Source organism: Streptomyces sp. NPDC006643, assembly GCF_042870175.1.
GTDB lineage: Bacteria > Actinomycetota > Actinomycetes > Streptomycetales > Streptomycetaceae > Streptomyces.
Genome location: NZ_JBIAHA010000022.1, coordinates 99,980 through 124,955 on the forward strand (window position 1 = coordinate 99,980; position 24,976 = coordinate 124,955).

The following is a 24,976-nucleotide window of genomic DNA, read 5'->3' on the forward strand; positions in this document are numbered from 1 at the left end:
TCAACGGGGCACGGGGAAGCATGACGAGCGTGGCAGCCGCCGCCATCACCAGCAGGTGGGCGGTCGTTTCCGGCTGAGCGTTTCACGGTCCCGGAGAGACGATCCGAAAGGACACGACAGGTCTTGACGCACTCGGCGACCGAAAGCACTCACCATTCCGGTACGTACCGTTCCGGCACCAACCCGGGCGGTTCTCACCCGGACAGTATCAACTCGGACACCATCGACCCGGAGAGCACCACAGACGGCAACGCTCCGGACCAGTCGCAGGGCCCCCGGCCGCTGCGTGTCCGGATCCTCGGGCCGATGGAGATCAGCGGGCAGGGGGAGGACCGTACGCCGTCCGCCCCGATGGCCCGGCGGCTGCTCGCCGCGCTGCTGCTCCACGCCAACGAGCAGGTACGGACGTCCACCCTCATCGACGAACTCTGGGACGGTGAGCCGCCCCGGCTGGCCCGTAAGACCATCCAGACGTACGTGTACCAACTCCGCAAGCCCCCGCAGTCCGCGGCGACGACAGCGGGCGCCGGCGCGGGGGCCGGCGCGGGCACCGGCGTGGGCGGCATCGGGGAGCGCGTCGAGACCTGTCCCAACGGATACCGGATCCGGCTCGCGCCCGACGAGCTGGACCTGTGGCAGTTCGAGCGGCATCTGGCGCGGGCGCGCGCCGATCTGGGCGACGGCGACGCCGAGAGCGCCGCCCGGACGCTGCGCGCCGGACTCGCCCTGTGGCGCGGTGACGCGTTCGCCGACATCGAGACCGGCCCGGCGCTGGCCGCCCGTGTCGCGCAGCTCGCGGATGCCCGGCTGGGCGCGGTCGAGTTGCGGGTCGAGGCGGATCTACGGCTCGGCCGGCACCACCGGCTGATGGGGGAGCTGCGCCAACTCACCGCCGATCACCCGCTGAACGAGGAGTTCGCCGCCCAGTTCATGCTCGCCGCCTACCGGTCCGGCCAGCGCGGCACCGCGCTGGAGACCTTCGGGCAGCTGCGCCGCGACCTGGTCGACGAGCTGGGTATCGAGCCCTCGCACCGGCTCCAGCGCCTCCAGCGCGACGTACTCAACGAGGCGCCGTCGCTGGACCTGGCGCCGGGGCGGGCGTCCGCCGTACGGTCCGCCGACGCGCAGGCGGCCCCCGCCGCACCGGCCGCGCCCGCCGCGCTCACCGCCGTGATCGCCCAACTCCCCTCCGACACACCGGACTTCGTCGGGCGGCGGGCCGAGCTGGCCCGTATCGTCACACACGCCAAGTCGGGCAGCGACCCACTCTTGACGGCGCCCCAGGTCGTCACCGTCCTCGGCGGCGCCGGCTCGGGCAAGAGCACCGTCACCGTCCGCGCCGCGCATCTGCTGCGCGAGCACTTCGCGGACGGCCAGTTCCACGTACGGCTCCACGACGAGAACGACCGGCCGACCGACCCCGCCGCCGCGCTGCGCTCCCTGCTGCGCGACATCGGCATGCGGGTGCACGAACTGCCCGACCAGGTCGACGAGTTGGCCCGGATCTTCCGCAGCTGGAGCGCGGACCGGAGTCTGCTCCTGGTCCTGGACGACGCGTACGGCCCCGAGCAGGTCCTGCCCTTACTGCCGGGCGGCTCGCTGAGCGCCGTGCTGGTCACCTCGCGCGTACGGCTGCCGGGCCTGCCCGGCGCGGCCAACGTCGAGCTGGGGCCGATGGAGACGGACGACGCCGTGGAACTGCTGGCCTCGCTCACCGGGGCCGACCGCGTCGGCGCGGACGTCGCCGCCGCCCGGCAGACGGTGCGTCTGACCGGCAACCTCGCCCTGGGCGTACGCGCGGTCGGCGAGAAGCTGGCGGCGCGCCGGATGTGGTCCGTCACCGAGCTGGCCGCCCGGCTGGCCCCGGAACACCACCGGCTGGCGGAGCTGGGCAGCGGCTCCCTCGATGTGCTCGGCCGGCTGGCGGGCGCGTGCGCCCGGCTCGCCGAGCCGGACAGCCAGGCGCTGGCCTGCCTGGCCGGCGCGGGAGCCGCGCCGTTCGACATCCCGCGCGCGGCGCGCACCCTGGCGATGGACACGTGGGCCGCCGAACTCCTGGTGGGCCGGCTCCTGGACCACCATGTGGTGGAGATCGCCGAATCCGCGCCGGGCACCGCGACGGTCTACCGCATCCCCGAGCTGATCCGTCTCGTCGCCCAGACGCACACGCGGTCCCGGGACATGGCGGTCGCGGAGCTGCGGCTGATGTCGGGCACGCCGCTGCGGGCCGGGCAGGCGGCGGTGCCGTGCTTCACCTCCGTACTCTCCACGACGGGGTGACGTCGGTGGGGTGACGTCGGTGGGGTGACACCGGCGGGTGACGCCCCCGGAGTGACGTCGGCAGGACCGACGCGTCGGCGCGACTGACGCCGACAGGCCGGTGTCGACGGGACAATCCCCCTCCGGCAAGGCTGTGGCCCGACTCCCCGCGCGTCACGCGCGGGGGGCCGGGCCACAGCCGTCACAGGTGGTGCGACGTCAGTGCACGCTCTCCTTCGTCGCCTTGTCGTCGCCCGCCTTGTTGTCGCGTGCCGTCTCCTGCGCCACCTCGTCCGGCGCCTCACGCAGCCCGAACTTCTTGTGGAAGCGCGCCAGCGGCGCCGGCGCCCACCAGTTGGCGCGCCCCGCGAGGCGCATGAAGGCGGGCACCAGCGCGCCTCGTACCAGCGTGGCGTCCATCAGCACCGCGACGGCCAGTCCCAGACCGATGGACTTCAGGTACGAGATCCCGGACAGGATGAAGCCCAGCCACACGATCGCGATCAGTCCGGCGGCGGCGGTGACCATCGCGCCGGTGCGCTCCAGCCCGCGTGCCACGGCCAGTTGGTTGTCCCCCGACCGGTCCCACTCCTCCTTGATCCGGGAGAGCAGGAACACCTCGTAGTCCATCGACATGCCGAACGCGATGCAGAACAGCAGCACCGGCACGGTCCACGTGATGGTGTCGGTGACCACGAAGTCGCCGACGATTCCCTCCAGATGGCCGTCCTGGAAGCCCCACACCAGCACACCGAACGTGGCGCTGAGGCTGAGGCAGTTGAGGACCAGGGCCTTCAGCGGCAGCACCAGCGACCCGGTGAACAGGAACAGCAGGACGAACGTCGTGACACCGATGATCGCGAGCGCCGCCGGCAGCTTGTCGTACATGGAGTCCAGCGAGTCCACCAGCTCCGCCGCCGGGCCGCCGACCTGGATGTCGTACGGCGCCTCGGTCGTGCGGATGTCCTTGACCAGCTTCTCGCCCTCCTCGCTGAGCGACTCGCTCTTGGGGATGACCGAGAGATAGGTGCTGTTGTCCGCGCTGAAGCGCTCCGAGCCCGGTCCGGGCGGGGCGACCTGCTCGCCGGCCGCGAAGGAACCGGCCTCGCTGTCGACGCGCGCCACGTTGCCGAGCGTGGAGAGCTTCGCCACGTACGCGTCGATGGAACGCTCACCGGTCGGCGGGGTGTCGTTCAGCACCACGTTCAGCGCCTGCGACTCCTGGGCGCTGAAGTCCTCCCGGATGATGTCGCTGATCTGCCGCGACTGGGTGTCGGCGGGCAGTACGCGGTCGTCGGCGAGGCTCATGTGCAGGGACAGGAACGGCGAGCCGAGGAAGAGCAGCAGCCCGATCACGGCGACCGCGACCGGGATGGGGAAGCGCATGACCTTGGTGGCGAGGCGATACCAGAAGCGCTCCGTCTCCGGCTTCGGCGGCTTCTCCTCCTTGCCGCGGCCCAGGATGCGGCCCTTGTCGATGCGCGGGCCCAGCGCCTTGAGCAGCGCGGGCAGGAAGGTGATGGAGACGAGCGCCGCCAGCAGGGCGGTGGGGATGCCCGCGTACGCGAACGAGCGCAGGAAGTAGAACGGGAAGACCAGCAGACCCGCGAGCGCCAGGGCGACCGTCACGGACGAGAACAGGACGGTACGGCCCGCGGTGCGCAGCGCGGTCGCGATCGCCGTGTCCGTGTCCGCGCCGCCGTGCAGCTCCTCCCGGTACCGCTTGAGGAGGATCAGGCCGTAGTCGATCGCCAGCCCTAGGCCCAGGCCGGTCGCGACGTTGGTGGCGAGTACCGAGACGTCGGTGAACAGGGTGAGGATACGGAGCGTCAGCAGGACGGACACGATGGTCAGTCCGGCGACGGCCAGCGGCACCAGGGCGGCCACCACGCCGCGGAAGACGAACAGCATCACGACGAGCAGCACCGGGAAGGTGACCATCTCGATCAGCAGGAGGTCCTCGGACGTGGTGTCCGTGATCTCCTTGTTCGCGACGGCGATACCGCCCACGCGCGTCTCAAGGCCCTCGACCTTGCCGTCGTACTCCGGCTGGATCCGCTCCAGCGTCTTCTGCACCTGGTCCTCGTCGCCGGTGATCCGCACCAGGATCATGGCGCTGTCGCCGCCCTCGCCGCGCAGGGCCGGGGCCTTGCCCAACGTCCAGTAGGACAGGGCCTGTTCGACCCCCTCCTCGGCCCCGATGCGCTCGGTGAGGCGGGCACCGGCCGCGCCGACCGCCGGGTCGTCGACACCCCGCTCGTCCGAGACCAGCAGGGTCAGATTGGGGGCACCCGAACCGAACCGGCCATCAAGAACCTCGGCCGTCCGCGCGGATTCCGTGGAACTGTCGGTGAATCCACCGGCGGAGAGAGTCGAAATCACGCCACCGCCCAGCGCTCCCGCGAGCACCAGGAGCACACCGGAGAGATAGAGGACCAGCTTGCTGCGGTGTGTGGTGAATCTGGCCAGTGAGGCGAACATTCGGCAACCTTTCGAGGGGGAACGCCGTATCTGGGGGCGGCGTGTCGATCCCGTTCACACGATCAAGGTAGGGAGCGCGCGAGCCCACTGGCAATGACAACCCGCCGCGAGCAGCCGGAAGTTGAGCTTCCGCCACCTGCGGGGGGCAGTTGGGCAGCATGCTCCCCGACTACGGTCCCCCGGCGCGTGAGTACGCACAATGACAGGTGTGTGCGGGTCATTTCCTGGATGACTGCTATATCGAACGGCCGCTTCCCCCTCCTAAATTGCGGCGGACAACAGGCGACAACAGTCGAGGGCGATCCGAGACATTCCCTGGAGGGGAAAGCGAATGAGCCAGCGTGAGAGGACCGCTGTCATCGGCGGAGGCATGGCCGGCTGCGCCGCCGCCAAAGAGCTGATCAAAGCGGGCCGCGAGGTGGTCATTTTCGAGGCGGCGGCCGGACTCGGCGGCAGGGCCCGTTCGTGGCACCGTCCGGAGATCGAGCCCACCGTCGGCATCAACCTCTGGTTCACCAGCTTTTACAAGCTGATGTTCGAGCGAATTCGCGAGTACGGGCTTGAGGACCAGCTCGTCGAGATGTCCAACAACGTCATCGTCGTGGACAAGGGCCAGCCCGCCGAGCTGCTCTCCGACTCGCTGCGCAGCCTCCTCACGTACAAGCACGTGGGCCTCCGGGACCGGATCGGCTTCCTCACCGGGACGATGAAGGAGACCCTCAAGCGCAAGCAGCTCGACATCTTCGACCCGGTCAAACTCGCGCCGTTCGACGACGGCACGACGGCGGCGGAGTACGCGCGCAAGAGCCTGTCGCAGCGCGGCTTCGACAATCTGCTGCGGCCCGAGATCGAGTCGTTCTGGCTGTGGCGCTGCGAGGACGTGTCCGCCGCCCACGTACGGGCGATGCAGGCGCAGGTCGCCGGCGCGAAGTTCTACGTCTTCCGCAACGGCATGGAGGTCATCGCCGAGCGCAACGCCGAGGGCGCCGACATCCGGCTCGAACACGAGGTCACCGACCTCCAGGTGACGGACGGCCGGGTGCACATCACCGCGCGGTCGGCGGACGGGGAGAGCCACGCCGAGGTCTTCGACGACGTCGTGGTCGCCACGACGGCACCGGTCGCGGCGAAGCTGACGGCCGCGCTGCCGAACGACATCGTGGGCCGTGACACCCGCGAGTTCCTGGAGACGCAGGTGTACGAGCCGGCGCTGTCGGTGTCGTACCTGGTCGACTTCAGCAGCATGCCGTCCGAGGCGCACATCGTGGCGGCGGGTGCGGACGACCCGCCGGTGAAGACGATCATCACCTTCCCGCGCAAGGTCAAGGACGCGCAGGGGCGGTCCGTCGACAAGCACCTGGCGTTCGTCTACCCGGGCCGCGCCGAGACACGGCGGCTGCTCGCGATGACGCCGGAGGAGCAGTACGCGGAGACGACCCGGCTGGTCACCAAGTTGTGGCCGGACTTCCCGGCGGACGCGGAGCCGTTCGAGATCGCCGTACGCCCCCACGCGATGCCGCTGCCGGCACCGGGCCGCTACCGGATGTCCGCGCGGGTCATCGGACTCCAGCACGCGCCGGTGGTCTTCGCGGGCGACTACTTCACCGCGCCGATCTCGGAGGCGGCGATGCTCTCGGGCATCCGGGCGGCCGAGAAGCTGACGGCGGCGGCCGGAAAGCTGACGACGGCCGGCTGACGGGGGCGAGGGCGGAAGGGAGAGGGGAAGCCATGGATACGGGTTCGCCGTCCGGCGCGGGTTCGCGGTCCGGCGCGGGGTCGGGGTCCGGCGCGGGGTCGGGGTCCGGCGCGGTCGGTGGCACGCGCCTGGGTGCCACGTCCGTGACGCGTACGTCAGGCGCGGGCGTTGTCGGTGCCGCCGGTGCCGCCGGTGCCGTCGATGCCCGGAGCGGTGTGTCGCGCGCCGCGCGTCCCACCGCCGACGTGGCCGGGGCGGTCGGCGCCCCGGCGGGTGGGGCCGGGGCCGGGGCCGGTTCGGCGGGTGCTCCCGGCACGGGGGCCGGCATGCCCGCCGCCGGGGTCCGGGGGCGGCTCGTCGCGTACGCGCGGCTTGCCAAGTTCGAGTTCGTCCTCGACTACTACCTCAGCATGGTCGTGCTGTGGACCGCGCTCGCCGGGAGCGTGCGGTTCGCGCCCGACACGCTCAGTACGCTCCTGCTCTTCCTCCTCGGCGAGGTCGGCGTCATCTCCGCCGTCATGGCCCTCGACGACGTCAACGGCATCAAGGACGGCAGCGACCGCGCCAACTACCTCGGTACCGGCGGCACCCCGTTGCGGCCCCTGGAGCGCAAGCCCCTGCTGACCGGGGCGCTGACGGTGCCGCAGGCCACCCGGTTCGGGTATCTGAGTCTGGTCTGGGGCGCGGTCTTCTGGACGGCGGCTGCCGTCGCGGCGCCCGAGCGGCCCCTGTGGGCGCTGGTGGTGACCGGGCTGGTGCTGTTCGCCGGGTTCCAGTACTCCTGGGGGCTCAAGCTCAGCTACCGCGGCCTCGGTGAAGTCCTCATAATGGGCTGCCCGTTGGTCATCGTCGTCGCGCCGTACGGCTTCGTGACCGGGCACCTGCCCGCCACCGTCCTCGTGCAGGCCGTGCTCTTCGGGCTGTGGCAGATTCTTGTCTCCTGCTACTCCAACACCAAGGACATCAGCGGGGACGCGGCCGTCGGCCGCAGCACGGTCGCGGTGCACGCCTCCGCACGCGGCAATCTCATCTTCATCGGCGCGCTCTCCGCCGCCGACCTGCTGCTGACCGTCGGAGCATCGGCCGTCGGCTGGGCACCGTGGTGGTTCTTCGCCGCCCTGTTGCCCGAAATGGCGCTGCGGCTGCGCCAGTTCACCTCCTTCAGCCGTAACGGTGACGCGCTGCTGGCCCGCAGGCGAGGAGTGGTGGCGTTCCGGACGGGCGTCGCCGGCATCGTCCTGGCCAACCTCATCCACTTCGCGAGCTGAGGGGCGACGGCCCCGGCCCCGCGATCGAGCGGCGCCCGCGGCCCGAACTCCGGACAGGACAAACAGACATGGCTACCAAGAACAAACCGACCGGACTCGGCCTGCTCTTCGACGAACACGCGCAGGCGGGCCGCACCACCCGGTTCCATCTCAGCCGCCCCTTCGACATCGCGCCCGGCGCCGGCGCCGAGTTCAGCGTCGCCGGTCTCGCCGAGATCGTCCAGGAGACCGCCGGCCTGCTGTACGCGGCGGGGGCGCGCCCCGGCGACCGGGTCGCCATCGCCAAGGACAACCACTGGGACTATCTGCTGCTGGCCTGCGCCACCGCCCGCTTCGGCGGCCTGCCCGTGCTGGTCGCGGGCAGCCTCCCGGCCCAGACGCTCGGCACCGTACTCAAGCGCGCCGACGCGCAGTTGCTCGTCACCACCGCCGACATCCTCACCTCCGCCGACGAGCAGGGCGTGGACCTGAAGTCCCTCGTCCCGCGCACGGTGACCGTCGGCGCCGCGCTCCCCGGCACCGTCTCGCTGGACGACCTGCGCGGGGCGCGTACGCCCAAGGTGTTCCGTACGGCCAGTTACGAACCCATGGTCGCCACCCACACCTCCGGCACCACCGGGGTCCCCAAGCTGGTGGTGCACTCCGTCGACACCGTCCTCGGGCATCTCGGCCGCACCGAGTCGCTGCGCTTCCCGATCGTCGCCATGAAGCGCTCCGACACGGTGGCCACCGCGACCCCCTTCAACCACATGCGGATGATCACCTGGAGCACCGGCACGCTGAAGCTGGAGCCCAAGAACGCCCTGCTGCTCGCCGACGCCCAACCGGCCACCGCCGAGCGGATGTTCGCGACGCGCCGGCCGACCTATCTGGAGGCGCTGCCCGCCACGTACATCGGCTGGCAGGAACTGGCCGAGAAGCGGCCGGAGTTGTACGGGGACGTACGGCTCTACGTGAGCACCTTCGACGCCATCCACCCGCCCACGGTCCGCCGCTTCCTGCACGCGAGCAAGCGGCGCTTCCCGGCCTGGCTCCAGGGCTGGGGCCAGTCCGAGACCGGCCCCATGACCTTCCGGCTGCTCACCCGCCGGGCGCTCGCCGCCAAGGGCGACCGGCACCCCACCACGCGCGACGTCGGCCGCCCGATCCCCGGCTTCACCGGGATGAAGGTGGTGGACCCGGCGACGATGAAGCCGGTCCCCAACGGCAAGCCCGGTGTGCTCCTCACCCGTACCGACGGCCGCTGCATCGGCTACCTCGGCGAGCAGCGGCGCTGGAACGACAAGGCGCGCGGCAAGTGGTGGAACACCGGTGACTACGGCCTGCGCACCGCCGCCGGGGCCTTCCGGCTGCTGGACCGGGAGGTGGACGTGATCCCGGGGATGAGCTGCATCGAGCTGGAGGACGTACTGGCCGACCGGCTCCCGCAGTTGCTGGAGGCCGCGGTGATCGGCATCCCGGGGCAGCTGCCGCTGCCCGTCGTGTGCACGCGGGACGGTTCGCTGGACGAGGACGAATGGCGGCGCGCGACCGCGGACCTGCCGGCGCTGGGCGCGCCACGGGTGCTGCCGCTGGAGGAGATCCCGCGTACGAGCACGGGCAAGGTGCGGCGGGTCGAGCTGCGCGAGCGGCTGCTGGGCGAGGAGACGTACGGGACGGGGCGCTGGACGTAGGTCCGGTCGGGCCTCGGAGACACGCGGAGACACGGCGGAGACACGCGGAGATACGTGGAGATACGCGGAGAAGGGAGCGCACCAGCCATGGCAGACACGAACTCGCGGACGGATTCGGAAACGAGCACAGAGACGGGCACGAGCACGGAGCCGGGCACGCACGTCGATGTGGCCGTCGTCGGGGGCGGTATCGCCGGTCTCACCGCCGCGTACCGGCTGAAGGAGGCCGGCCGCGCGCCGGAGGTCTTCGAGGCCGACAGCGACATCGGCGGCCGGATGCGGGCGCGGAAGGAGGACGGCTGGCTGGTCGAGACGGGCACCGAGACCCTGGCCTCGCACGGCTACCCGGCCACCTGGCGGCTGATCAAGGACGTCGGCCTCGACCGGGACGGCGGGGTGCTCAAGGTCGGCAGCCTGGCGGGCGTCTGGCGCGGCGGCAAGGCGCACGCGGGCAGCGGGCACTGGGTGGGGACCCTCACCGGCGCCGGTCTGTCGGTCGGCGGCCGGATGGCGATGACCGGGATGCTGGGCGGGCTGCTGCCGGCGCTGGGCAAGGTCAGCACGCGGCGGCCGGGGGAGAGCCCGCTGGGTCTGCGTACGGTCGCCGAGTTTGTCGACGGCAAACACCCGGACCTGCACGACTATCTGCTCCAGCCGGCCGCGAGCACCGGCTGGGCCTGGGACACCCGGCGCTCGTGCGTCGCGCCGCTGGTCGCCACGATGGTCGCCACGCGCGGGCTGCACGGCTGGCGCACCTACCGCGACGGGATGGACTCTCTCGCCCGGAAGGTCGCGGACCGGCTGACCGTGCACACCGGCAGAGCCGTCCAGGAGGTCACCGAGAGGCCCGAGGGGGGCGTACGGCTGGTCTTCACCGACGGCCGGGTGGTGACGGCCCGGGAGGCCGTACTCGCGGTGCCGGCGCCGGTGGCCAGGAAGATGTATCCCTCGGCGCCCGCCGTCGAACTCCCCTTCCTGGACGCCACGTCGTACTCCCGGATGATCCGGGTGACCTGTCTGGTCGACCGGCCCCTGGCGGTCCGCCAGTCGCGCGGTACGAAGAAGGTCTACGCGCTGCTCATCCCGGAGAAGGAGGACGGCTATCTGGCCGGCCTGACCTTCGAGCACTTCAAGGCCGCGAACCGGGCGCCGCGCGGTCAGGGACTGGTCAGCATGCTGTCGGCGGCACGCGCCACCGACGAGCTGATGGACCGGCCCGACGAGGAGGTCGTGGAGGCGCTGCTGGCGCGGGCCACGACGTATGTGCCCGAGCTGCGTTCGGCGCTGAGCAAGGCGTACGTGCACCGCTTCCCGTACGCGGCCCCGGAGGCCACCCCGGACGCGCTGCGGCTCCAGGGTGCGTTCCTGGACCGGCCCTCGCGGGCGGTCGAGTTCGCCGGGGACTGGGTCTTCCAGCGTCCGACGAGCGAAGCCGCCGTGCAGGCGGGGGAGTTGGCCGCGGAGCGGATCCTGTCGCGGCGGAGTCCCGCCGTCGAGGAAGGGCGGGTGCGGACCGCACGCGCCTGAGTCACCTGCTGACGGACAGCCGCCCGGCCCGCCGAACTCCCGGCGGGGCGGGCGGCTTTCGCGTCAGTGAACGTTCACTGACTGAGCCTTGACCGATCGTTGGACGGGGCCTGTGAGGTTCCCGGGGAGAGAGTTACAAGGAGTCAGTCGTGCGAACTATGTGAGCCACGGGGGCCGGAATGCGCGCGCAGAACAACGAAGGAACAGAAGGAACCATACGAATCGTCGGAACGGCACGGCGGACGGACGGCGACCCGCCCCCGTCCGTCACTCCGTCCACTCCGTCAACCACCTCGCCCAGCACACATCAGCGGGCGCGTTACGCGCTCACCTCCCGGGTCGGCAGGGACGCTGAACTGGCCGATCTCAAGGCCCGCGCCGCCGCCCCGAACGGGCAGATCCTCACCCTCACCGGCCCGGTGGGCGTGGGCAAGAGCAGGCTGGCCAGCGCCCTCTTCGAGGAGATCGCCGGCGACTTCGCCGACGGCGGGCGCTACGTGGAACTGGACACGCTCCGCCTGGAGGACACCGACGCGGACGGCGGACTCGCCCGCGCGGTCGCACAGGCGCTGGAACTGACGCCGGGCGGTACGGGCGGCTCGGGCGTGGGCAGTACGAGTGGCAAGGGCGGCTCGGGTACGGGCTCGGGCGGCACTTCGCCGGACGCTCCGCTCGATCTGCTGCGGGACCATCTCGCCGGGCGGGACCTCCTGCTCGTACTCGACTGCGGCAACCGTCCCCCGCGCGGCATCGCCGAGCTGTGGGAGGCGGTCGCCGCGGCGGCCCGGCGGCTCTGTCTGCTGACCGTCGGCACCCAGGTGCTCGGCATGTACGGCGAGCACCGGGTCCCGCTCTTCCCGCTGGCCGTGCCGACGCCTCACGACACCGCGGATCTGGGCCGGCTCGGGCAGGTCGACTCCGTACGGCTGCTGGTGGACCGTACGAAGGCGGTACGGCCCGGCTTCCGGCTCACGCAGGAGAACCGCGAGACCGTCGCCAAACTCTGCCAGATGCTCGACGGTCTGCCGCTCTCGATCGAGCAGGCCGCGTCACGGCTGAAGGTCAGCTCGCCGCGCGCGCTGCTGGACGAACTGAGCACGGAGACAGGAACGGGGACGGGGACAGGAACGGGAGCGAGGACAGAGGCGGGAGCGGGGGCGGGGACGGGAGGGGAGTCGGGCGCCGGGGTGGACACGCTCGGCCTGCCTCCCGCGTCCGTCGAACTCCTCGTCAGGCTCGGGGTGTTCACGGAGAGCTTCGGGGTCGCCGAGGCCGCCGGAGTCTTCGAACTCCCGCTGGACGTCACCCGGCAGGCGCTGGAGGAGATGGTCGACCACAGCGCGCTGCTCACCGAGGAGCAGCGGGACGGCAGCATCCGCTTCTGGATGCTGCGCAGGTCCCGGGCGCAGGCCCTGGAACACCTCAGGCGCCAGGACGCGCTGGGGCCCGTCCGGGCCGACCACGCCGTGTTCTTCATCCGCCAACTGCACGGCATCCGAAGGCAGTTGGAGGGACCGCGGCAGACGGCGGCGCTCGAACACTTCGGTCACTGGCACCAGGACGTGCTCGCCGCGCTGGACTTCCTGGTCGAGGCGGGCAACGGCGAGGCGGTCGCGACACTGGCCACCGCTGCCCAGCCGTACTGGTTGCTGCGCGGCGAGGTGGAGAGCGCCACGCACTGGCTGTCCGCCGCGCTGCGCCTCGGTGTCGAACGGGTCCGCGTGCGGCTCGCCACGCTGGAGGCGCTCGGCGAGGCGCTGCTCCTGACCGACGACCCGGGCGACGCCAGGCCCTGGCTGGACGAGGCGCTGGCGGCGTACACCGAACTGGCCGACGGCCCGGGGATCGCGACCGTACGCCAGCATCTGGCCAGGCTCACCCAGCTCGAAGGAGATCTGCCCGCCGCCGAGAATCTGCTCACCCTCGTGCTGGCGGACCTGGACCCGCGGGGCGGTGGTCAGTGGTGCCGGGGGGCAGTACTGGCCCGCCTCGCGGAGGTCCGGCGCGACCGGGGCGACACGGTGTCGGCGGCGCGGCACGCGACGGAGGCGATACGGCTCTTCGAGCGGACGGAGGACGCCCGCTCGGCTGCTCGCGCCAAACTCACCCTGGCGGGCCTGACAGGCGCACAGGGCGACTACGACCGGGCCGAGCAACTGGCCTGCCGGGCACTGCTGTTGCTGCACGACCGGGGCGATCTGCCGGAAGTGGCACGGGGGTTGGCGGTCCTGGCCGAACTGCTCACCCACAAGTACGGCCGCACGGCGGCGGTGTGGGAGCGGGCGGCTCGTCTGCTCGGTGCCTCCGACGCGCTCCGCCGCCGGGTCGGCGACACGCTGGCGGGCCAGCCGGCGGCCGTCAGCCGCACGCTGCTCGGCCAGGTCAGCGAACGGATGGGCCGCAGCGCCTTCGACACAGCCTGGCAGGAGGGCGGCCGGTGCAGCCCGGGCGAGGCCGTCGCCCTGGCCCTCGCCCTGATCGAACCGGCCGAACACCAGCCCCGCCCCACGGACCTCGTCGGCTCACTGACCCGGCGCGAACACGAGGTGGCGATGCTGGTCACGGAGGGCCTGACCAACCGGGAGGTGGCACGCAGGCTCGGGATCGCGGAGTGGACGGCCGTGAACCACATGCGCAAGGTGATGCAGAAACTGGGCTGTACGTCCCGCGTCCAGGTGGCGGGCCGCATGCTGCGCCCTCTGGACACGGCGGCCCCGGCGGCTGCGGGCCGCGGCTAGGGATCTTCGTCGATCGGCCCGTGGCGCGCCAGGCGTCACGGGCCTACGAACCTCCGAAGTCGCGGACTTGCGAACCTCCGAAGTCGCGGACTCGCGAACCTACGAGGGCGCGGACTTGCGAACCTACGAGGGCGCGGACTTGCGAACCTACGAGGGCGCGGCACCGGTGCGCGCCCGCCAGAATCCGGTGAGCGCCGACGGAGCCCGGACGTCCGCCTTGACCTCGACCCGGACACCGAGTACCTGGCCGGTGACCTCGCCCCACCGGTGATGGCCGAAGTCCCGCTTCTCGCGGCCGTAGCGCACCTCGGTCCCGAGGAAGTCGGCCCATTCGGTGAGATCGGCGCGAGCCGCCTTGGCTCGGTGAACGCGGACGGTCCCGAGGAGCGAAGGCTCCTCGTGGCGCAGGTACAGTCCCCAACGGGCCGTCGGCAGAGGGGTTTTGAGCACTTCGGCCAGCGCCTCCGCAGCCTTGAGCTGAGCGGTGGGGGCCGGATACGTGGAAGGCGCGGGCGGCGAGGACCTGTGTGCCCGCGTGCTGGTGCCGAGCGGCACCGTCTCCGAAAGCCGTACCGGTACGCCGTTCTTGACCGCGTCGACCGCCAGCGACTCCCAACTGCGTGTGACGGGGTGCCCGCCCGAGTGTTCCGGGTCGGAGGAGGCTCCCTCCCACATGTCGACGGTGCTGGACGCACCGCGCAGTTCCGTGCCCAGGACGTCGGCCCAGCGAGCCATCAGGGCGTACCGCTCGATGTCGCCGAGCCCGTCCGGAACCATGCCGAACAGGGTGGGCTCCTCACCCACCGCCCAGTCCACCGGGGGGCGCCCGGTCCGGATCAGCTCGATCAGCGCCTCGGCGGCGCGCGACTGCCCCTCGATGATCTCTACTCGGTCCACAGAGAGAGTGTTCCCGAACCTCACGCCTTCTAGTGCGTACCGCGCACCCAGGTGCGTACGCCGCGTGCCAACCGCCGTGTCAGTGACCGGCGTTGGCGGGTGAGCCGAGGCGGCTCGATCGACTTGCCCCCCGGCTTGCCCACCCAGTCCCGGATCGTCACCTCGTACGCCGAGTCGGGGATGCCGGCCCGGCGGTCGCCGAAGTGCGGGTAGGCGAGATGCGGCGTACGGCCCCGGCCGCGCAGGACGACCTCCGGCTCCGTACCGGCCCTGATGTACGCCAGGATGTCGTCGAGCAGGTCGAGCCGGCCGAGCGCGACGCACTCCAGCCGCAGCCGCTCGGCGACCTTGATCCGCCGCGCGACCTCCGGCGACCAGTACGCCGCCATGAGTGGCGCGGCCAGCTCCAGCTTGTGCCGGCGGACCTCCGCCGACTCCCTCATGATCCGCGGCCCGAACTGCTGGATGAGCCCGACCGTGAAGGGCCTGACCAGCAGCCGGTCCCGCTTCGGGCCGGCCGGGACCAGGTCGTGGATGAGTGCCAGCATGGCGCCGGCCGAGTCGAAGCGGTGCGTGTAGTCGCCGCTCTTGGTGACGTGCTTGCCGTCGTCGCGGCCGACGAGGTAGTAGCAGGTCCGGTCGGCGAAGACCGAGACCCCGTTGCCCCGGATGTACGTCTCCATGGTGAAGAGCGCGTCCTCACCGGTCCGCAGCCCTTCGTCGAACCGCAGCCCCAGCCGCTCGATCAGATCGCGCCGGAACAGCTTCTGCGCGCTGAGCGTGAAGATGATCTGCGAGTCGTAGACGTCCACGCGGTCGGCGGTCCGCCGCCACATCGACTTGGGGGCGCCCCGGTTGACCCCCTCCACCTTGCCGAGCACGACATCGGTGCCGGCGCGGTCGGCCATGGCCACCATGTTCGCGAGCGCGTCGTCGGCGAAGTAGTCGTCGGCGTCGAGGAAGAAGACGTACCGCCCCTTGGCCATCCCCATGCCCACGTTGCGCGGGCCGCTGGGCCCGCCGGAATTGGCCTGACGCACCACTCGGGTCGGTACGGCGCTGCGCGCCGCGAACTCCTCCAGGTATTCCCCCGTGCCGTCGGTCGACCCGTCGTCGACGGCTATCAGCTCGATACGGCGGGCGCCCAGCGTCTGAGCCTCCACCGATTCCAGGCAACGGATCAGGTAGGGCATTGCTTCATAAGCCCCAACGATCACACTGACATCAGGTGCAGACGTGTTGTTCATCGAAATTCAAGACAAGAGACGGACTTCGTTGGTTGTCTCCTCCCGCCCGTCATCATGTGTGATGGTCCTCACAGTGGGAAGTCGTGGCTTATATCCGGATTCACCGCCACTGCCCGCCGGCTCCTCAGACGAGATCGCCCGGCGTCCTCAGATACGCCTCACGCATCGCCGTCGGCACCGGATGCTCGGCCGGGAAGGTGACGTCGTCGACGGCCGAGATCGCCCGTACGCCGATGCTGGTGTTGGTCGCGAACGCCGCCGCCATCCCGCGTACGGCCGCGGGTGTCACCGGCGCGGTGGTGTGGGCGTGGTCCCGCCGGAGCAGCGCCATGGTGACGCCCGGCAGCACATCGCCCTCGGGCCATACGACGGCCCCGTCGGCGTCCACGAACCCGACGTTCCACGTGCCTCCCTCGGACACCAGCCCGTCGGCCCCGAGAAACAGCACGTCGTCGAACCCGGCCAGCTGCGCCGCCCGCCTCGCGTGCAGGGTGCCGAAGAGCCCGAAGTGCTTGACCGCGGGCAGGTCGCGCACGTACGGAACGGTCCTGACCCGCAGCGGCGGCAGCTCCATGGACCCGGCCGGCCGGGTGGTCACCAGGACCCGCGGGGTCGCGGGCGCCGACGGATGCCCGATGTCCAGCCCGGGATCGAACACACTCACCCGCACGACGAACGCCCCGTCCCGCCCGCGCACGGCACGGCGTACGTACTCCCGTACCCGCCCACTGTCGAGCCCCACCCCGAACACGGCCCGACAGTCCCGCTCAAGCCGCTCCACATGCAGCCCGAGCCCACGCACCCGCCGACCGTCGACGCGCATCGAGGTGAAGTGCCCGTAGTTGGTCAGGGCCATGGCCTTCAGGGACTCGGGTTCGACGGGCCGCCCGTCCAGTTCCATCACACGACTCAGTCTCACAGCGGACGCGGGCCGCCGTACAGGGCGCCCGGCCTGGCGGGAGACCGGCCACCAGGTCAGGCCGGCTGGACGTATGTCGTACGGCCCGACTCGGCCGAGTTCTTCGGCACCCGCGGCCTGGTGAGGGCCCGGGGCACGATCGACGGTCATCCGTTCCAGGGCTCGTTCATGGCCCTGACGCCGCGTGCTGGGGCGCGGCTCTTCGGGTCGTCAGCCGTTCAGCCCTTGAGTGCCGCGACCTGTTGAGCCCGCGCGCTCAGCTCCCGAACCGCGCGTACCTTCCCGTACGGGGCGATGCGCTTGCGCATCGTCGTGAAGTGCTCGTCGCCGCGCGCGGTCGACAGGCTCGTGTAGCCGTCCAGGAACGCGCCCCATGTCGAGCACGCCTCCTCGATGTGACCGAGCTGGAACTGGCGTTGAGCCATGACCGCGTTGAAATGCACCCGCCCCTGGCGCTCCTGTTTCGGCTGCGCCCGCAGCGCCGTCTTCAGGGCCGCGATCGAGCCCGGCAGGTCACCGGTCTCGTACAGCACGTGGGCGACATGGAACTGGTAGGCGGCCTGGTCGTAGCCGCCGATGGACTCCCTGCGGGCGTCGGCCTTCGACAGCGCCGACTCGGCCTCGCGCAGCCGGGCGAACGCCTGACGCTCGGCGCCCACCATGGCCGCCGCGTGCGCCTGTTGGCCACGAAGGAAGGCGACGAGGCGCGGGCCGGCCTGCGGGGCCGCCTCCGCCGCCGAGTCCGCGAGTTCCAGAGCCTTTCGCCCGTAACCCAGGTTGGACGCCTGAAGGCTCATGCCGCGCAGAGTACGGCAGTACGTCATGTGGTCGTTCGCCTCGCGGGCGATGTCCAGCGCCTTGACGTAGTACCGCTGTCCGAGCCCGTGCTCACGCTCGAACATCGCCATCCAGCCAGTGAGGTACGTCAGGTCCGAGGCCGCCGAAAGCATGTCTCGTCTGACCTGATCCGAGGCGGAAGCCCGCAGGTACGGGGCAACGGTGTTGACGAGAAAGGCCGCCGCCATCGGCCTGGCGTGACCGCCTCCGAGCTCGTCGAGGATGTCCGCGATGCGATCGGTCATCGTCCGCACCGTTGCCACTTCGCCGGCGCCGATGTGGGTGGTGGGCCTGGTGGCGCGGTCCCGCTCCTCGGCGCTCGCCTCGCCGGCGAACAGAGGTACGGCGAGGGCGGCCGAGTACAGGCCGGCGGTGAGAACTCCACGGCGGGACGGGTCCATGTCTGCCCTTCCGAGATCCAACAGGGACTCGACAGTGTCCCCACTGTCCGAACCGCTGCCGCCCTTCGGCGGCCGAAGCCCCGCTTCCGCGTACGTCACGGGCCGCCCGAGCTTGCGTTCGAGCGCTTCGATGATCACCGGTCTCACCTGTTCCCTCGGCTGGGTGCCGGCCACCCAGTGCGAGACGGCGGACTGGTCGTACTTGAGAGAGATACCGACCTGGGCCGCGACGCGATTGACGGCGTTGGCGAACTGGGTCCGTGACCATCGCGTCTGCTCAAGCAGGGATTCGAGCCCGGAGTTTCGAGCGTTCTGGGATGCCTTCGCCATGCCAACTCCCCGGTCAATTCATGGCTTTCATGGTTGTCCCCGCTTCTCACGGTACCGGTCCGAGCACGTTGCGGAGTTAGCTCTACACACACCGCGACGAAAAGCGGTCACGAGAGGAGACGTGTGGTGACCAGCGTGATCACGGCGGTTGACAAGACGACGACGCACGCTGCGATGTCGTTCGACGCCGATCCCCGGCATGTGGCGACCGCGCGTCACGTCGCTGCTGACGTGCTCGCTGAAGCAGGTGTCAGGGATGGCGACGCGGTCGGGACGGTGCAGTTGGTGGTCAGCGAGATGGTGACCAACGCGATCGTCCACGGCAGCGCCGACTCCGTCTTGATGCGTCTGAGTTGCGTTGACCGCGGCGAGGTGCTGATCGAGGTGGACGACCACTCGGCCGGCAGCCCCGAGGTACGGGAAGCGGGCCTGGAGGACGAGGGCGGGCGGGGGATGCGGCTCGTCGCGTACTTCGCTCGCGAGTGGGGGCGGAAAGGCACCTGCACGTGGTGCGCGGTTCCGATCGGGCCGGTGGCCGGCTGATGCACCCGAAAGAGGGGCCGCCGCGCGGCTCGGACATCGAAGCCCAGCCCGTCATCGACACGCACGTATTCCTCCGCGACGGGGACAAGCTCCTCTTGTCGCAGCGCGGAGGTCCGTACGGCTACGGGCGGTGGCACATGCCGTCCGGGAAGCTCGATCGGGGGGAGACCCTGAGCGGGGGTGCCGCGCGGGAGTTGTGGGAGGAGACCGGGGTTGAGGTTGAGCCCGCGCACCTGCGGCTGGTGCAGGTCGTGCATCATCGGCAGAGCGAGACCGTTGAGCGGATCGGGTTCTTCTTCGAGGCCACCGACTGGGACGGGGAGCCCGTCAACAGGGAGCCCGGGAAGTGTCTGGGGCTGCGGTGGTTCAGTGTGTATGAGCTGCCCGACGATGTCATCGAGTATCCGAAGGAAGGGCTCCTCGGGTACCTGGGAGGCTCCGGTGGGCTCGTGGAGCATGGGTGGTGAGGTGGGGAGCCTCCCAGGTACGGCTGATCATGCGCCCGCCACCACCAGTGGTTCGCCCGAGGGGACGCCGTCCTTTTCCATCTGTTCGGCGATCTTCATCGCCTCTTCGATGAGGGTCTCGACGATCTTCGACTCGGGCACCGTCTTGATGACCTCGCCCTTGACGAAGATCTGACCCTTCCCGTTGCCCGACGCCACCCCCAGGTCCGCCTCGCGCGCCTCACCCGGACCGTTGACCACACAGCCCATCACCGCCACCCGCAACGGAACCTCAAGCCCGTCCAGACCCGCACTCACCTGATCCGCCAGCTTGTACACATCCACCTGCGCCCGCCCGCACGACGGACACGACACGATCTCCAGCCGCCGCTGCTTCAGATTCAGCGCCTCCAGAATCTGAAGCCCCACCTTCACCTCCTCCGCCGGAGGAGCCGACAAAGACACCCGGATCGTGTCCCCGATCCCCTCACTCAGCAGCGCACCGAACGCGACCGCCGACTTGATCGTCCCCTGGAACGCCGGACCCGCCTCCGTCACCCCCAGATGCAGCGGATAATCACTCCGCGCGGCCAGCTGACGGTACGCGTTGACCATCACCACCGGATCGTTGTGCTTCACCGAGATCTTGATGTCCCGGAAACCGTGCTCCTCGAACAGCGACGCCTCCCACAGCGCCGACTCCACCAGGGCTTCGGGGGTGGCCTTGCCGTACTTCTTCAGCAGACGCGCGTCCAGCGACCCGGCGTTCACCCCGATACGGATCGGCGTACCCGCCGCCGACGCCGCCTTCGCGATCTCCTTCACCTTGTCGTCGAACTGCTTGATGTTCCCCGGATTCACCCGCACCGCCGCACACCCGGCATCGATCGCCGCGAACACATACTTCGGCTGGAAATGAATGTCCGCGATCACCGGGATCTGCGACTTCCGCGCGATCGTCGCCAACGCGTCCGCGTCGTCCTGCGTCGGACACGCCACCCGCACAATCTGGCACCCCGACGCCGTCAGCTCCGCGATCTGCTGCAACGTCGCCCCGATGTCCGACGTCCGCGTCGTCGTCATCGACTGCACCGACACCGGCGCATCCCCACCGACAGCCACCGAACCGACCTGGATCTGTCGACTGACCCTCCGGTCGGCGAGCTTCGTCGGGACGTCGGGCATGCCCAAAGCGATGGTGGTCATGGAGTGAGTGTCCTTTCCGGGGTCAGCCGGGCCAGCACCTCGGTGGTGACGGCGTCGGCGGTGAGGCCGCAGTGGGCGAGGACCTGGGCCCGTGAGCCGTGGTCCAGGAATTCGCGCGGGATCCCGAAGTTGCGTACGGGCGTGGTGATCCCGGCGTCTCCCAGGGCCTGTGCGAACGCCGTGCCCACGCCGCCCACGCGCCCGCTGTCCTCGATGGTGATCACGTGCTTGAAGTACGCCGCGGCCTCCACCAGCGTGGGGTTGACCGGTGCGACCCAGCGCGGGTCGACCACCGTCGCCCCGACACCCGAGTCCGCGAGCCGGCCCGCGACGTCGAGCGCGAGACGGGCCATCGGGCCCACCGAGACGATCAGTACGTCACGGCCGGGCGCGTTGTGGAGCACGTCGAAGCCGTCGGTCGTGTCGATGGCGGGGATGTCCGCGCCGGTCGTGCCCTTGGGGAAGCGCAGCACCGTCGGGCCCTGGTCCCAGGCGACCGCCTCGCGGAGCAGTTCACGCAGTCGCGTACCGTCGCGCGGCGCGGCGATACGGATGCCGGGCACGGCCTGGAAAAGCGTCAGGTCCCACATGCCGTTGTGGCTGGCGCCGTCGTCGCCGGTGATGCCCGCGCGGTCCAGCACCAGGGTGACCGGGGCCGAGTGCAGGGCGATGTCGGTGACCATCTGGTCGATCATGCGGTTGCCGAACGTCGCGTAGATGGCCAGCACCGGATGCAGCCCGCCCAGTGCCAGGCCGGCCGCCGCGGCTGCCGCGTGCTGTTCGGCGATTCCCACGTCGATCGTGCGCGCCGGGAACTTCCCCTGGAAATGCAGCAGTCCGACCGGTTCCGCCATCGCCGCCGTGATCGCGACGACATCGGGGCGCTCCGATCCGATCCGGACGATCTCGTCCGAGAACACCGAAGTCCAGGAGGGAGGCGAGGGAGGGGAGGCAGAGGCATGGGAAGGCGAAGGGGGCGGTGTCGCGCGGACCACGTGGCAGCGGTCCAGCTCGTTCGTCTCCGCCGTCTCCCAGCCCCGTCCCTTCTCCGTCACCACATGCACCACCACCGGGCCGCCCAGCGCGCGTGCCCGGCCCAGCGCCTCCTCCACGGCGGCGATGTCATGCCCGTCCACCGGACCGAGATAGCCGAACCCGAACTCCTCGAAGACATTCGCCGAGCCGGAGCCGGAACCCGCCCCCGAGCCCGCCCCCGCACGCAGCCGCGCCAGATGCGCCGCCAGGCCGCCCACCGTCGGCGCGTACGAGCGCTCGTTGTCGTTCAGCACCACGATCACCGGGCGCTGCCGCGCGCCGCCCAGGTTGTTCAGCGCCTCCCACGCCATGCCGCCGGTCAGCGCCCCGTCCCCGATCACGGCGACCACCGCGCGGTCCGTGTCGCCGCTCAGCTCGCGGGCGCGCGCGAGGCCGTCCGCGTAGCTGAGCGCCGTCGACGCGTGCGAGTTCTCGATCACGTCGTGCTCGGACTCGGCGCGCGAGGCGTAGCCGGACAGCCCGCCGCGCGTCCGCAGCCCGCCGAAACCGGCCCGCCGGCCGGTCAGCACCTTCTGTACGTACGTCTGGTGGCCGATGTCCCAGAGCAGCGTGTCCCTCGGCGAGTCGAACACCCGGTGCAGTGCGATGGTCAGCTCCACCACGCCCAGGTTGGGGCCGAGATGGCCGCCCGAGCGGCACACCGCTTCGATCATCAACTCGCGTATCTCGCCGGACAGTTGGTCCAGCTGCGACGCGGTGAGGGCGCGGAGATCGCGAGGGGCCGCGATCTCGTCGAGTAGTGGCATGACCGAATCCTCCATGTCGTACGGGGCTGTCACGGGCGGGCCGTGCCCGGGTCGCCGGCCGTGGACGGCGGTGGCCGGAAGGTCACCTGCGAGCCGGGGCGCAGTCCGGCCTCGGGGCCGGTGAGCGTCCAGGCGGTGTGGATCAGTACGTTGTAGTGGTTGGGGAAGTGGCAGGCGTCGAAGCCCAGGAGCGTGCCGATGGGCTCCCCGTCGACGAGGACGATGTCGCCCCGGTCCAGCACTCCCGCCACCGAGATCTCCACGAAGCCCAGGAAGCCGACCCGGTCGATACGAGCGCCCTCCTCGGTCTCCACATGGTCGGTGGTGACCAGTTCGTGCAGCTCGCCCTGGCGTACGCAGCGGGACGCGAACTCCTCCAGGCGCATCCCCCGGTCCGTACGGCGGTGGCGCAGCACCTTGACCACCTCGGACCTGACCGTGCGCTTGTCGCCGTTCTCCGGGCTGGGCTCGATCAGCGCGGGGACCTCGGGACCGTACGCCGTCCTGTTCGCCGTTCTGTTCGGCATCAGACCGCCTCCGCCCGCTCCGTGCCGTACGTCGCGTCGACCAGCTCCAGCATCGCGAGCCCGGCGCGGGAGGCGTCCGTGCCGGCGCGTACCGCCCGCTCGAACTCGCCCAGCACGCCCACGTATTCATGCTTCAGGGAGCTTTTGAACCCGTCGTGTCCCGCGAGCATGTCGGCGTGGTGCTCGGTGCCGTCCTTGAGCCGTACGGTGACGTCCTTCGCCTCGCCGTGCGGATACGACCAGTCCAGCTCCACCGTGGCGGGCACCCCGCCGGCGGAGCGCAGCGCCACCCGCGCCTGCCGGTCGACGCCCTCCTCGTCGCGTACGACCTCGGCGGACTCGACGGTCAGCTCGCCGAGGAACAGCCGCAGCGTGTCGAAGGCGTTGGGGCCGTTGTCGGCGACGCAGCCGCCGCCGCAGCGCGCCGGGTCGAGATACCAGCGGTCCGCGCCGACGTGCTCCTCGATCTTCTCCAGATAGCGGACCGTCACCGACTCGACGGCCGACGCGTCGGCGGGCAGCGAACGCAGCAGCCCGAGCACGTTGTCGTTGTAGCGCCGGTGGAAGGCGGTGAACAGCACCGACCCACCGTGCACGGCCAGTTCGGTCAGCGCGCGGCCCTCGGCCAGGTCCAGCGCGAGCGGCTTCTCCACGCAGACCGCGACGCCCGCCTCCAGCGCGTCCCGGCAGACCGCCGCGTGCGCGTCGTTGGGGACGTTCACGACGATCGCGTCGAGTCCGGCCTCGGCCAGCATCCGCCGGTGGTCCCGGTAGCAGGGCAGGCCGGCCTCGCGGTGCGGGGCCAGGGCCTCCTCGCGCAGGTCGCAGACCGCGACCAGGTCGAGCGTGGGCAGTCCGGGGAAGGCGTCGAGGTAGAACCGGGAGATGACCCCGAGCCCCACCACGCCTATCCGCAGGGGTTTCATGTCTGTGTCCTCCTTGATGACGCTGGGCGGTGAATGGGCCGGGACGGTGAACGGGCCGGGACGGCGAATGGCGCGGGGGGCGGTGGTGGCGCGGGGCCGTGGATGACGCCGCGCGTACGTCAGTTGGGCGTCGGCAGCGCCGCCGGCGCCGTGAGCCCCCGCTCCGTCGCCACCGCGACCAGCTCCTCGAACAGGGACCGCGACAGCGGTACGCCGCTCTTGCCGTGCTCCGTCGCGCGCTCCGCCTCGAACCAGCCGGGGTAGCGCACCGGCCGGTCCTCGTCCACCGCCGGGGAGCCGACCAGCGCGTCGAACATCCCCGCCGTCTGCGCCTCGAAGTCCTCGGGCGTACGCAGCTCCGCGGGCGCGACGACCAGCACGGTGAAACCGATGTTGTCGTCCTGGCCGCTGGGGCTGCCCGTGCCGGACCAGGCTTCCGTCGCCGGGCCGAGCCCGGCGCCCGGCAGCAGCGCGCCGAGGACCTCGACGAGCAGGCCGAGCCCGTATCCCTTGAACGCCCCGGTGGCCGGATCGCCGCCCAGCCACTTCAGATAGCCGTCGCCCCGGTCCAGCGCGTGCGGATCGGTCACCGGCCGGCCGTCCCGGTCCTCCAGCCAGCCCTCCGGGATCGGCTGCCCGGCCCGCGCCGCGCCGCGCACGCGGCCGGTCGGGACGACGGTGGTGCTCATGTCGAGTACGAGCGGGGGGCGCGGACCCGCCGGAGCGGCGAACGCGAGCGGGTTCGTGCCGAGCAGCGCCGCCTGCCCGCCGGGGGGCCGGATGATGCGCTGCTGGCCGCAGTTGGAGACGAGCAGGCAGATCATGCCCCGGTCCGCCGCACGCTTGGCGTGGGCACCGGCGCAGCCCAGATGGGTGGCGTCGCGGACGGAGACGAGCCCGACGCCGTACTGGACGGCGCGCTCGGCGGCCAGGTCGACGGCCTCGCTCGCAGACCAGAGGCCGAGGGCGCGGTGGGCGTCGAGCAGGACGGCGGCGCCCCGGTCGGCCAGCACCTCGGGCTCGGCGGCCGGGTCGCAGCGGGCGTCGTCGAACAGCTTCAGATAGAGGCGGGTGAGGTTGGTCAGACCGTGCGAGGTGATACCGGTCAGGTCGCCGTGGACCAAGGCGTGCGCGGCGGTCAGGGCCCGCCCGGCGGGCAGGCCGTGGTGCCGGAACACGGCGGCGGTGAACTCCGTCAGCTCGGTGAGGTCCACCCGTACGGAGGAGGCCGTGGTGGAAGTGCTCGTCGTCAT

At 71.0% G+C, this 24,976-nt stretch carries 18 protein-coding genes and 1 pseudogene; 9 read left to right on the forward strand and 10 right to left on the reverse strand.

Annotated elements, in window-relative coordinates; translation table 11 throughout:
• Positions 1 to 306: 306 nt before the first annotated feature.
• Entirely contained in the window at positions 307 to 2,280 is a 1,974-nt protein-coding gene (locus ACFYNU_RS28075; RefSeq protein WP_356594906.1) for a BTAD domain-containing putative transcriptional regulator, read from the forward strand.
• Between the two features lie 198 nt (positions 2,281 to 2,478).
• Here ACFYNU_RS28075 and ACFYNU_RS28080 read toward each other — a convergent pair whose 3' ends face one another.
• On the reverse strand, positions 2,479 to 4,740 hold the full coding sequence (locus ACFYNU_RS28080) for an MMPL family transporter (RefSeq protein ID WP_356594908.1): 2,262 nt from the start codon (positions 4,738 to 4,740) through the stop codon (positions 2,479 to 2,481).
• A gap of 331 nt (positions 4,741 to 5,071) precedes the next feature.
• Here ACFYNU_RS28080 and ACFYNU_RS28085 point away from each other — a divergent pair, with 331 nt between their 5' ends.
• The 5 genes from ACFYNU_RS28085 to ACFYNU_RS28105 all read left to right on the forward strand — a co-directional run bounded on the left by ACFYNU_RS28085 (position 5,072) and on the right by ACFYNU_RS28105 (position 13,642).
• Positions 5,072 to 6,436, forward strand: coding sequence for an FAD-dependent oxidoreductase (locus ACFYNU_RS28085; RefSeq protein WP_356594910.1), 1,365 nt, complete (start codon positions 5,072 to 5,074; stop codon positions 6,434 to 6,436).
• A 143-nt stretch (positions 6,437 to 6,579) separates the two neighbouring features.
• Positions 6,580 to 7,704, forward strand: a complete 1,125-nt coding sequence (locus ACFYNU_RS28090) for a UbiA family prenyltransferase (RefSeq protein WP_356594912.1) — start codon at positions 6,580 to 6,582, stop codon at positions 7,702 to 7,704.
• A gap of 68 nt (positions 7,705 to 7,772) precedes the next feature.
• A complete protein-coding gene (locus ACFYNU_RS28095; RefSeq protein ID WP_356594914.1) occupies positions 7,773 to 9,377 on the forward strand; it encodes a class I adenylate-forming enzyme family protein in 1,605 nt (534 codons plus the stop codon).
• Between the two features lie 87 nt (positions 9,378 to 9,464).
• A complete protein-coding gene (locus tag ACFYNU_RS28100) occupies positions 9,465 to 10,904 on the forward strand; it encodes an NAD(P)/FAD-dependent oxidoreductase (RefSeq protein ID WP_356594916.1) in 1,440 nt (479 codons plus the stop codon).
• Positions 10,905 to 11,083: 179 nt separating this feature from the next.
• Entirely contained in the window at positions 11,084 to 13,642 is a 2,559-nt protein-coding gene (locus ACFYNU_RS28105; protein WP_356594918.1) for a LuxR C-terminal-related transcriptional regulator, read from the forward strand.
• Between the two features lie 147 nt (positions 13,643 to 13,789).
• On the opposite strand, the gene ACFYNU_RS28110 is transcribed toward ACFYNU_RS28105, so the two are convergent.
• From ACFYNU_RS28110 to ACFYNU_RS28120, 3 genes are all read right to left on the reverse strand, one after another.
• Positions 13,790 to 14,539 (reverse strand): hypothetical protein, encoded by a 750-nt coding sequence (locus tag ACFYNU_RS28110; protein ID WP_356594920.1) that lies wholly within the window; start codon positions 14,537 to 14,539, stop codon positions 13,790 to 13,792.
• A gap of 29 nt (positions 14,540 to 14,568) precedes the next feature.
• A complete protein-coding gene (locus ACFYNU_RS28115) occupies positions 14,569 to 15,786 on the reverse strand; it encodes a glycosyltransferase family A protein (protein WP_356594922.1) in 1,218 nt (405 codons plus the stop codon).
• Positions 15,787 to 15,910: 124 nt separating this feature from the next.
• Positions 15,911 to 16,687, reverse strand: a complete 777-nt coding sequence (locus ACFYNU_RS28120; protein WP_356594934.1) for an aminotransferase class IV family protein — start codon at positions 16,685 to 16,687, stop codon at positions 15,911 to 15,913.
• Positions 16,688 to 16,738: 51 nt separating this feature from the next.
• On the opposite strand from ACFYNU_RS28120, the pseudogene ACFYNU_RS28125 reads away from it, so the two are divergent.
• A pseudogene (locus ACFYNU_RS28125) lies at positions 16,739 to 16,882 on the forward strand (DUF1905 domain-containing protein); the annotation flags it as partial.
• A 41-nt stretch (positions 16,883 to 16,923) separates the two neighbouring features.
• Here the strand turns inward: ACFYNU_RS28125 and ACFYNU_RS28130 are convergent.
• Positions 16,924 to 18,273 carry a hypothetical protein gene (locus ACFYNU_RS28130; RefSeq protein WP_356594924.1) on the reverse strand — a complete coding sequence of 450 codons (1,350 nt, stop codon included), beginning with the start codon at positions 18,271 to 18,273 and terminating at the stop codon, positions 16,924 to 16,926.
• A 126-nt stretch (positions 18,274 to 18,399) separates the two neighbouring features.
• Between ACFYNU_RS28130 and ACFYNU_RS28135 the strand changes: the two genes are divergently transcribed.
• Entirely contained in the window at positions 18,400 to 18,816 is a 417-nt protein-coding gene (locus ACFYNU_RS28135) for an ATP-binding protein (protein ID WP_356594926.1), read from the forward strand.
• Positions 18,816 to 19,283, forward strand: a complete 468-nt coding sequence (locus ACFYNU_RS28140) for an NUDIX domain-containing protein (RefSeq protein ID WP_356594928.1) — start codon at positions 18,816 to 18,818, stop codon at positions 19,281 to 19,283. Before ACFYNU_RS28135 ends, ACFYNU_RS28140 begins: the two co-directional genes overlap by 1 nt.
• 27 nt (positions 19,284 to 19,310) lie before the next feature.
• On the opposite strand, the gene ispG is transcribed toward ACFYNU_RS28140, so the two are convergent.
• From ispG to ACFYNU_RS28165, 5 genes are all read right to left on the reverse strand, one after another.
• Positions 19,311 to 20,468, reverse strand: a complete 1,158-nt coding sequence (ispG, locus tag ACFYNU_RS28145; protein ID WP_388767543.1) for a flavodoxin-dependent (E)-4-hydroxy-3-methylbut-2-enyl-diphosphate synthase — start codon at positions 20,466 to 20,468, stop codon at positions 19,311 to 19,313.
• Positions 20,465 to 22,270, reverse strand: a complete 1,806-nt coding sequence (locus ACFYNU_RS28150) for a 1-deoxy-D-xylulose-5-phosphate synthase (protein WP_356596837.1) — start codon at positions 22,268 to 22,270, stop codon at positions 20,465 to 20,467. The genes ispG and ACFYNU_RS28150 overlap by 4 nt, the downstream gene beginning before the upstream one ends.
• Positions 22,271 to 22,299: 29 nt before the next feature.
• The gene (locus ACFYNU_RS28155) at positions 22,300 to 22,797 is read right to left on the reverse strand and encodes a DUF6917 domain-containing protein (protein WP_356596835.1); all 498 of its coding nucleotides are present in this window, start codon (positions 22,795 to 22,797) and stop codon (positions 22,300 to 22,302) included.
• Positions 22,797 to 23,723, reverse strand: a complete 927-nt coding sequence (locus tag ACFYNU_RS28160; protein ID WP_356596833.1) for a Gfo/Idh/MocA family oxidoreductase — start codon at positions 23,721 to 23,723, stop codon at positions 22,797 to 22,799. Before ACFYNU_RS28160 ends, ACFYNU_RS28155 begins: the two co-directional genes overlap by 1 nt.
• A gap of 119 nt (positions 23,724 to 23,842) precedes the next feature.
• Entirely contained in the window at positions 23,843 to 24,976 is a 1,134-nt protein-coding gene (locus tag ACFYNU_RS28165) for an Ldh family oxidoreductase (protein ID WP_356596831.1), read from the reverse strand.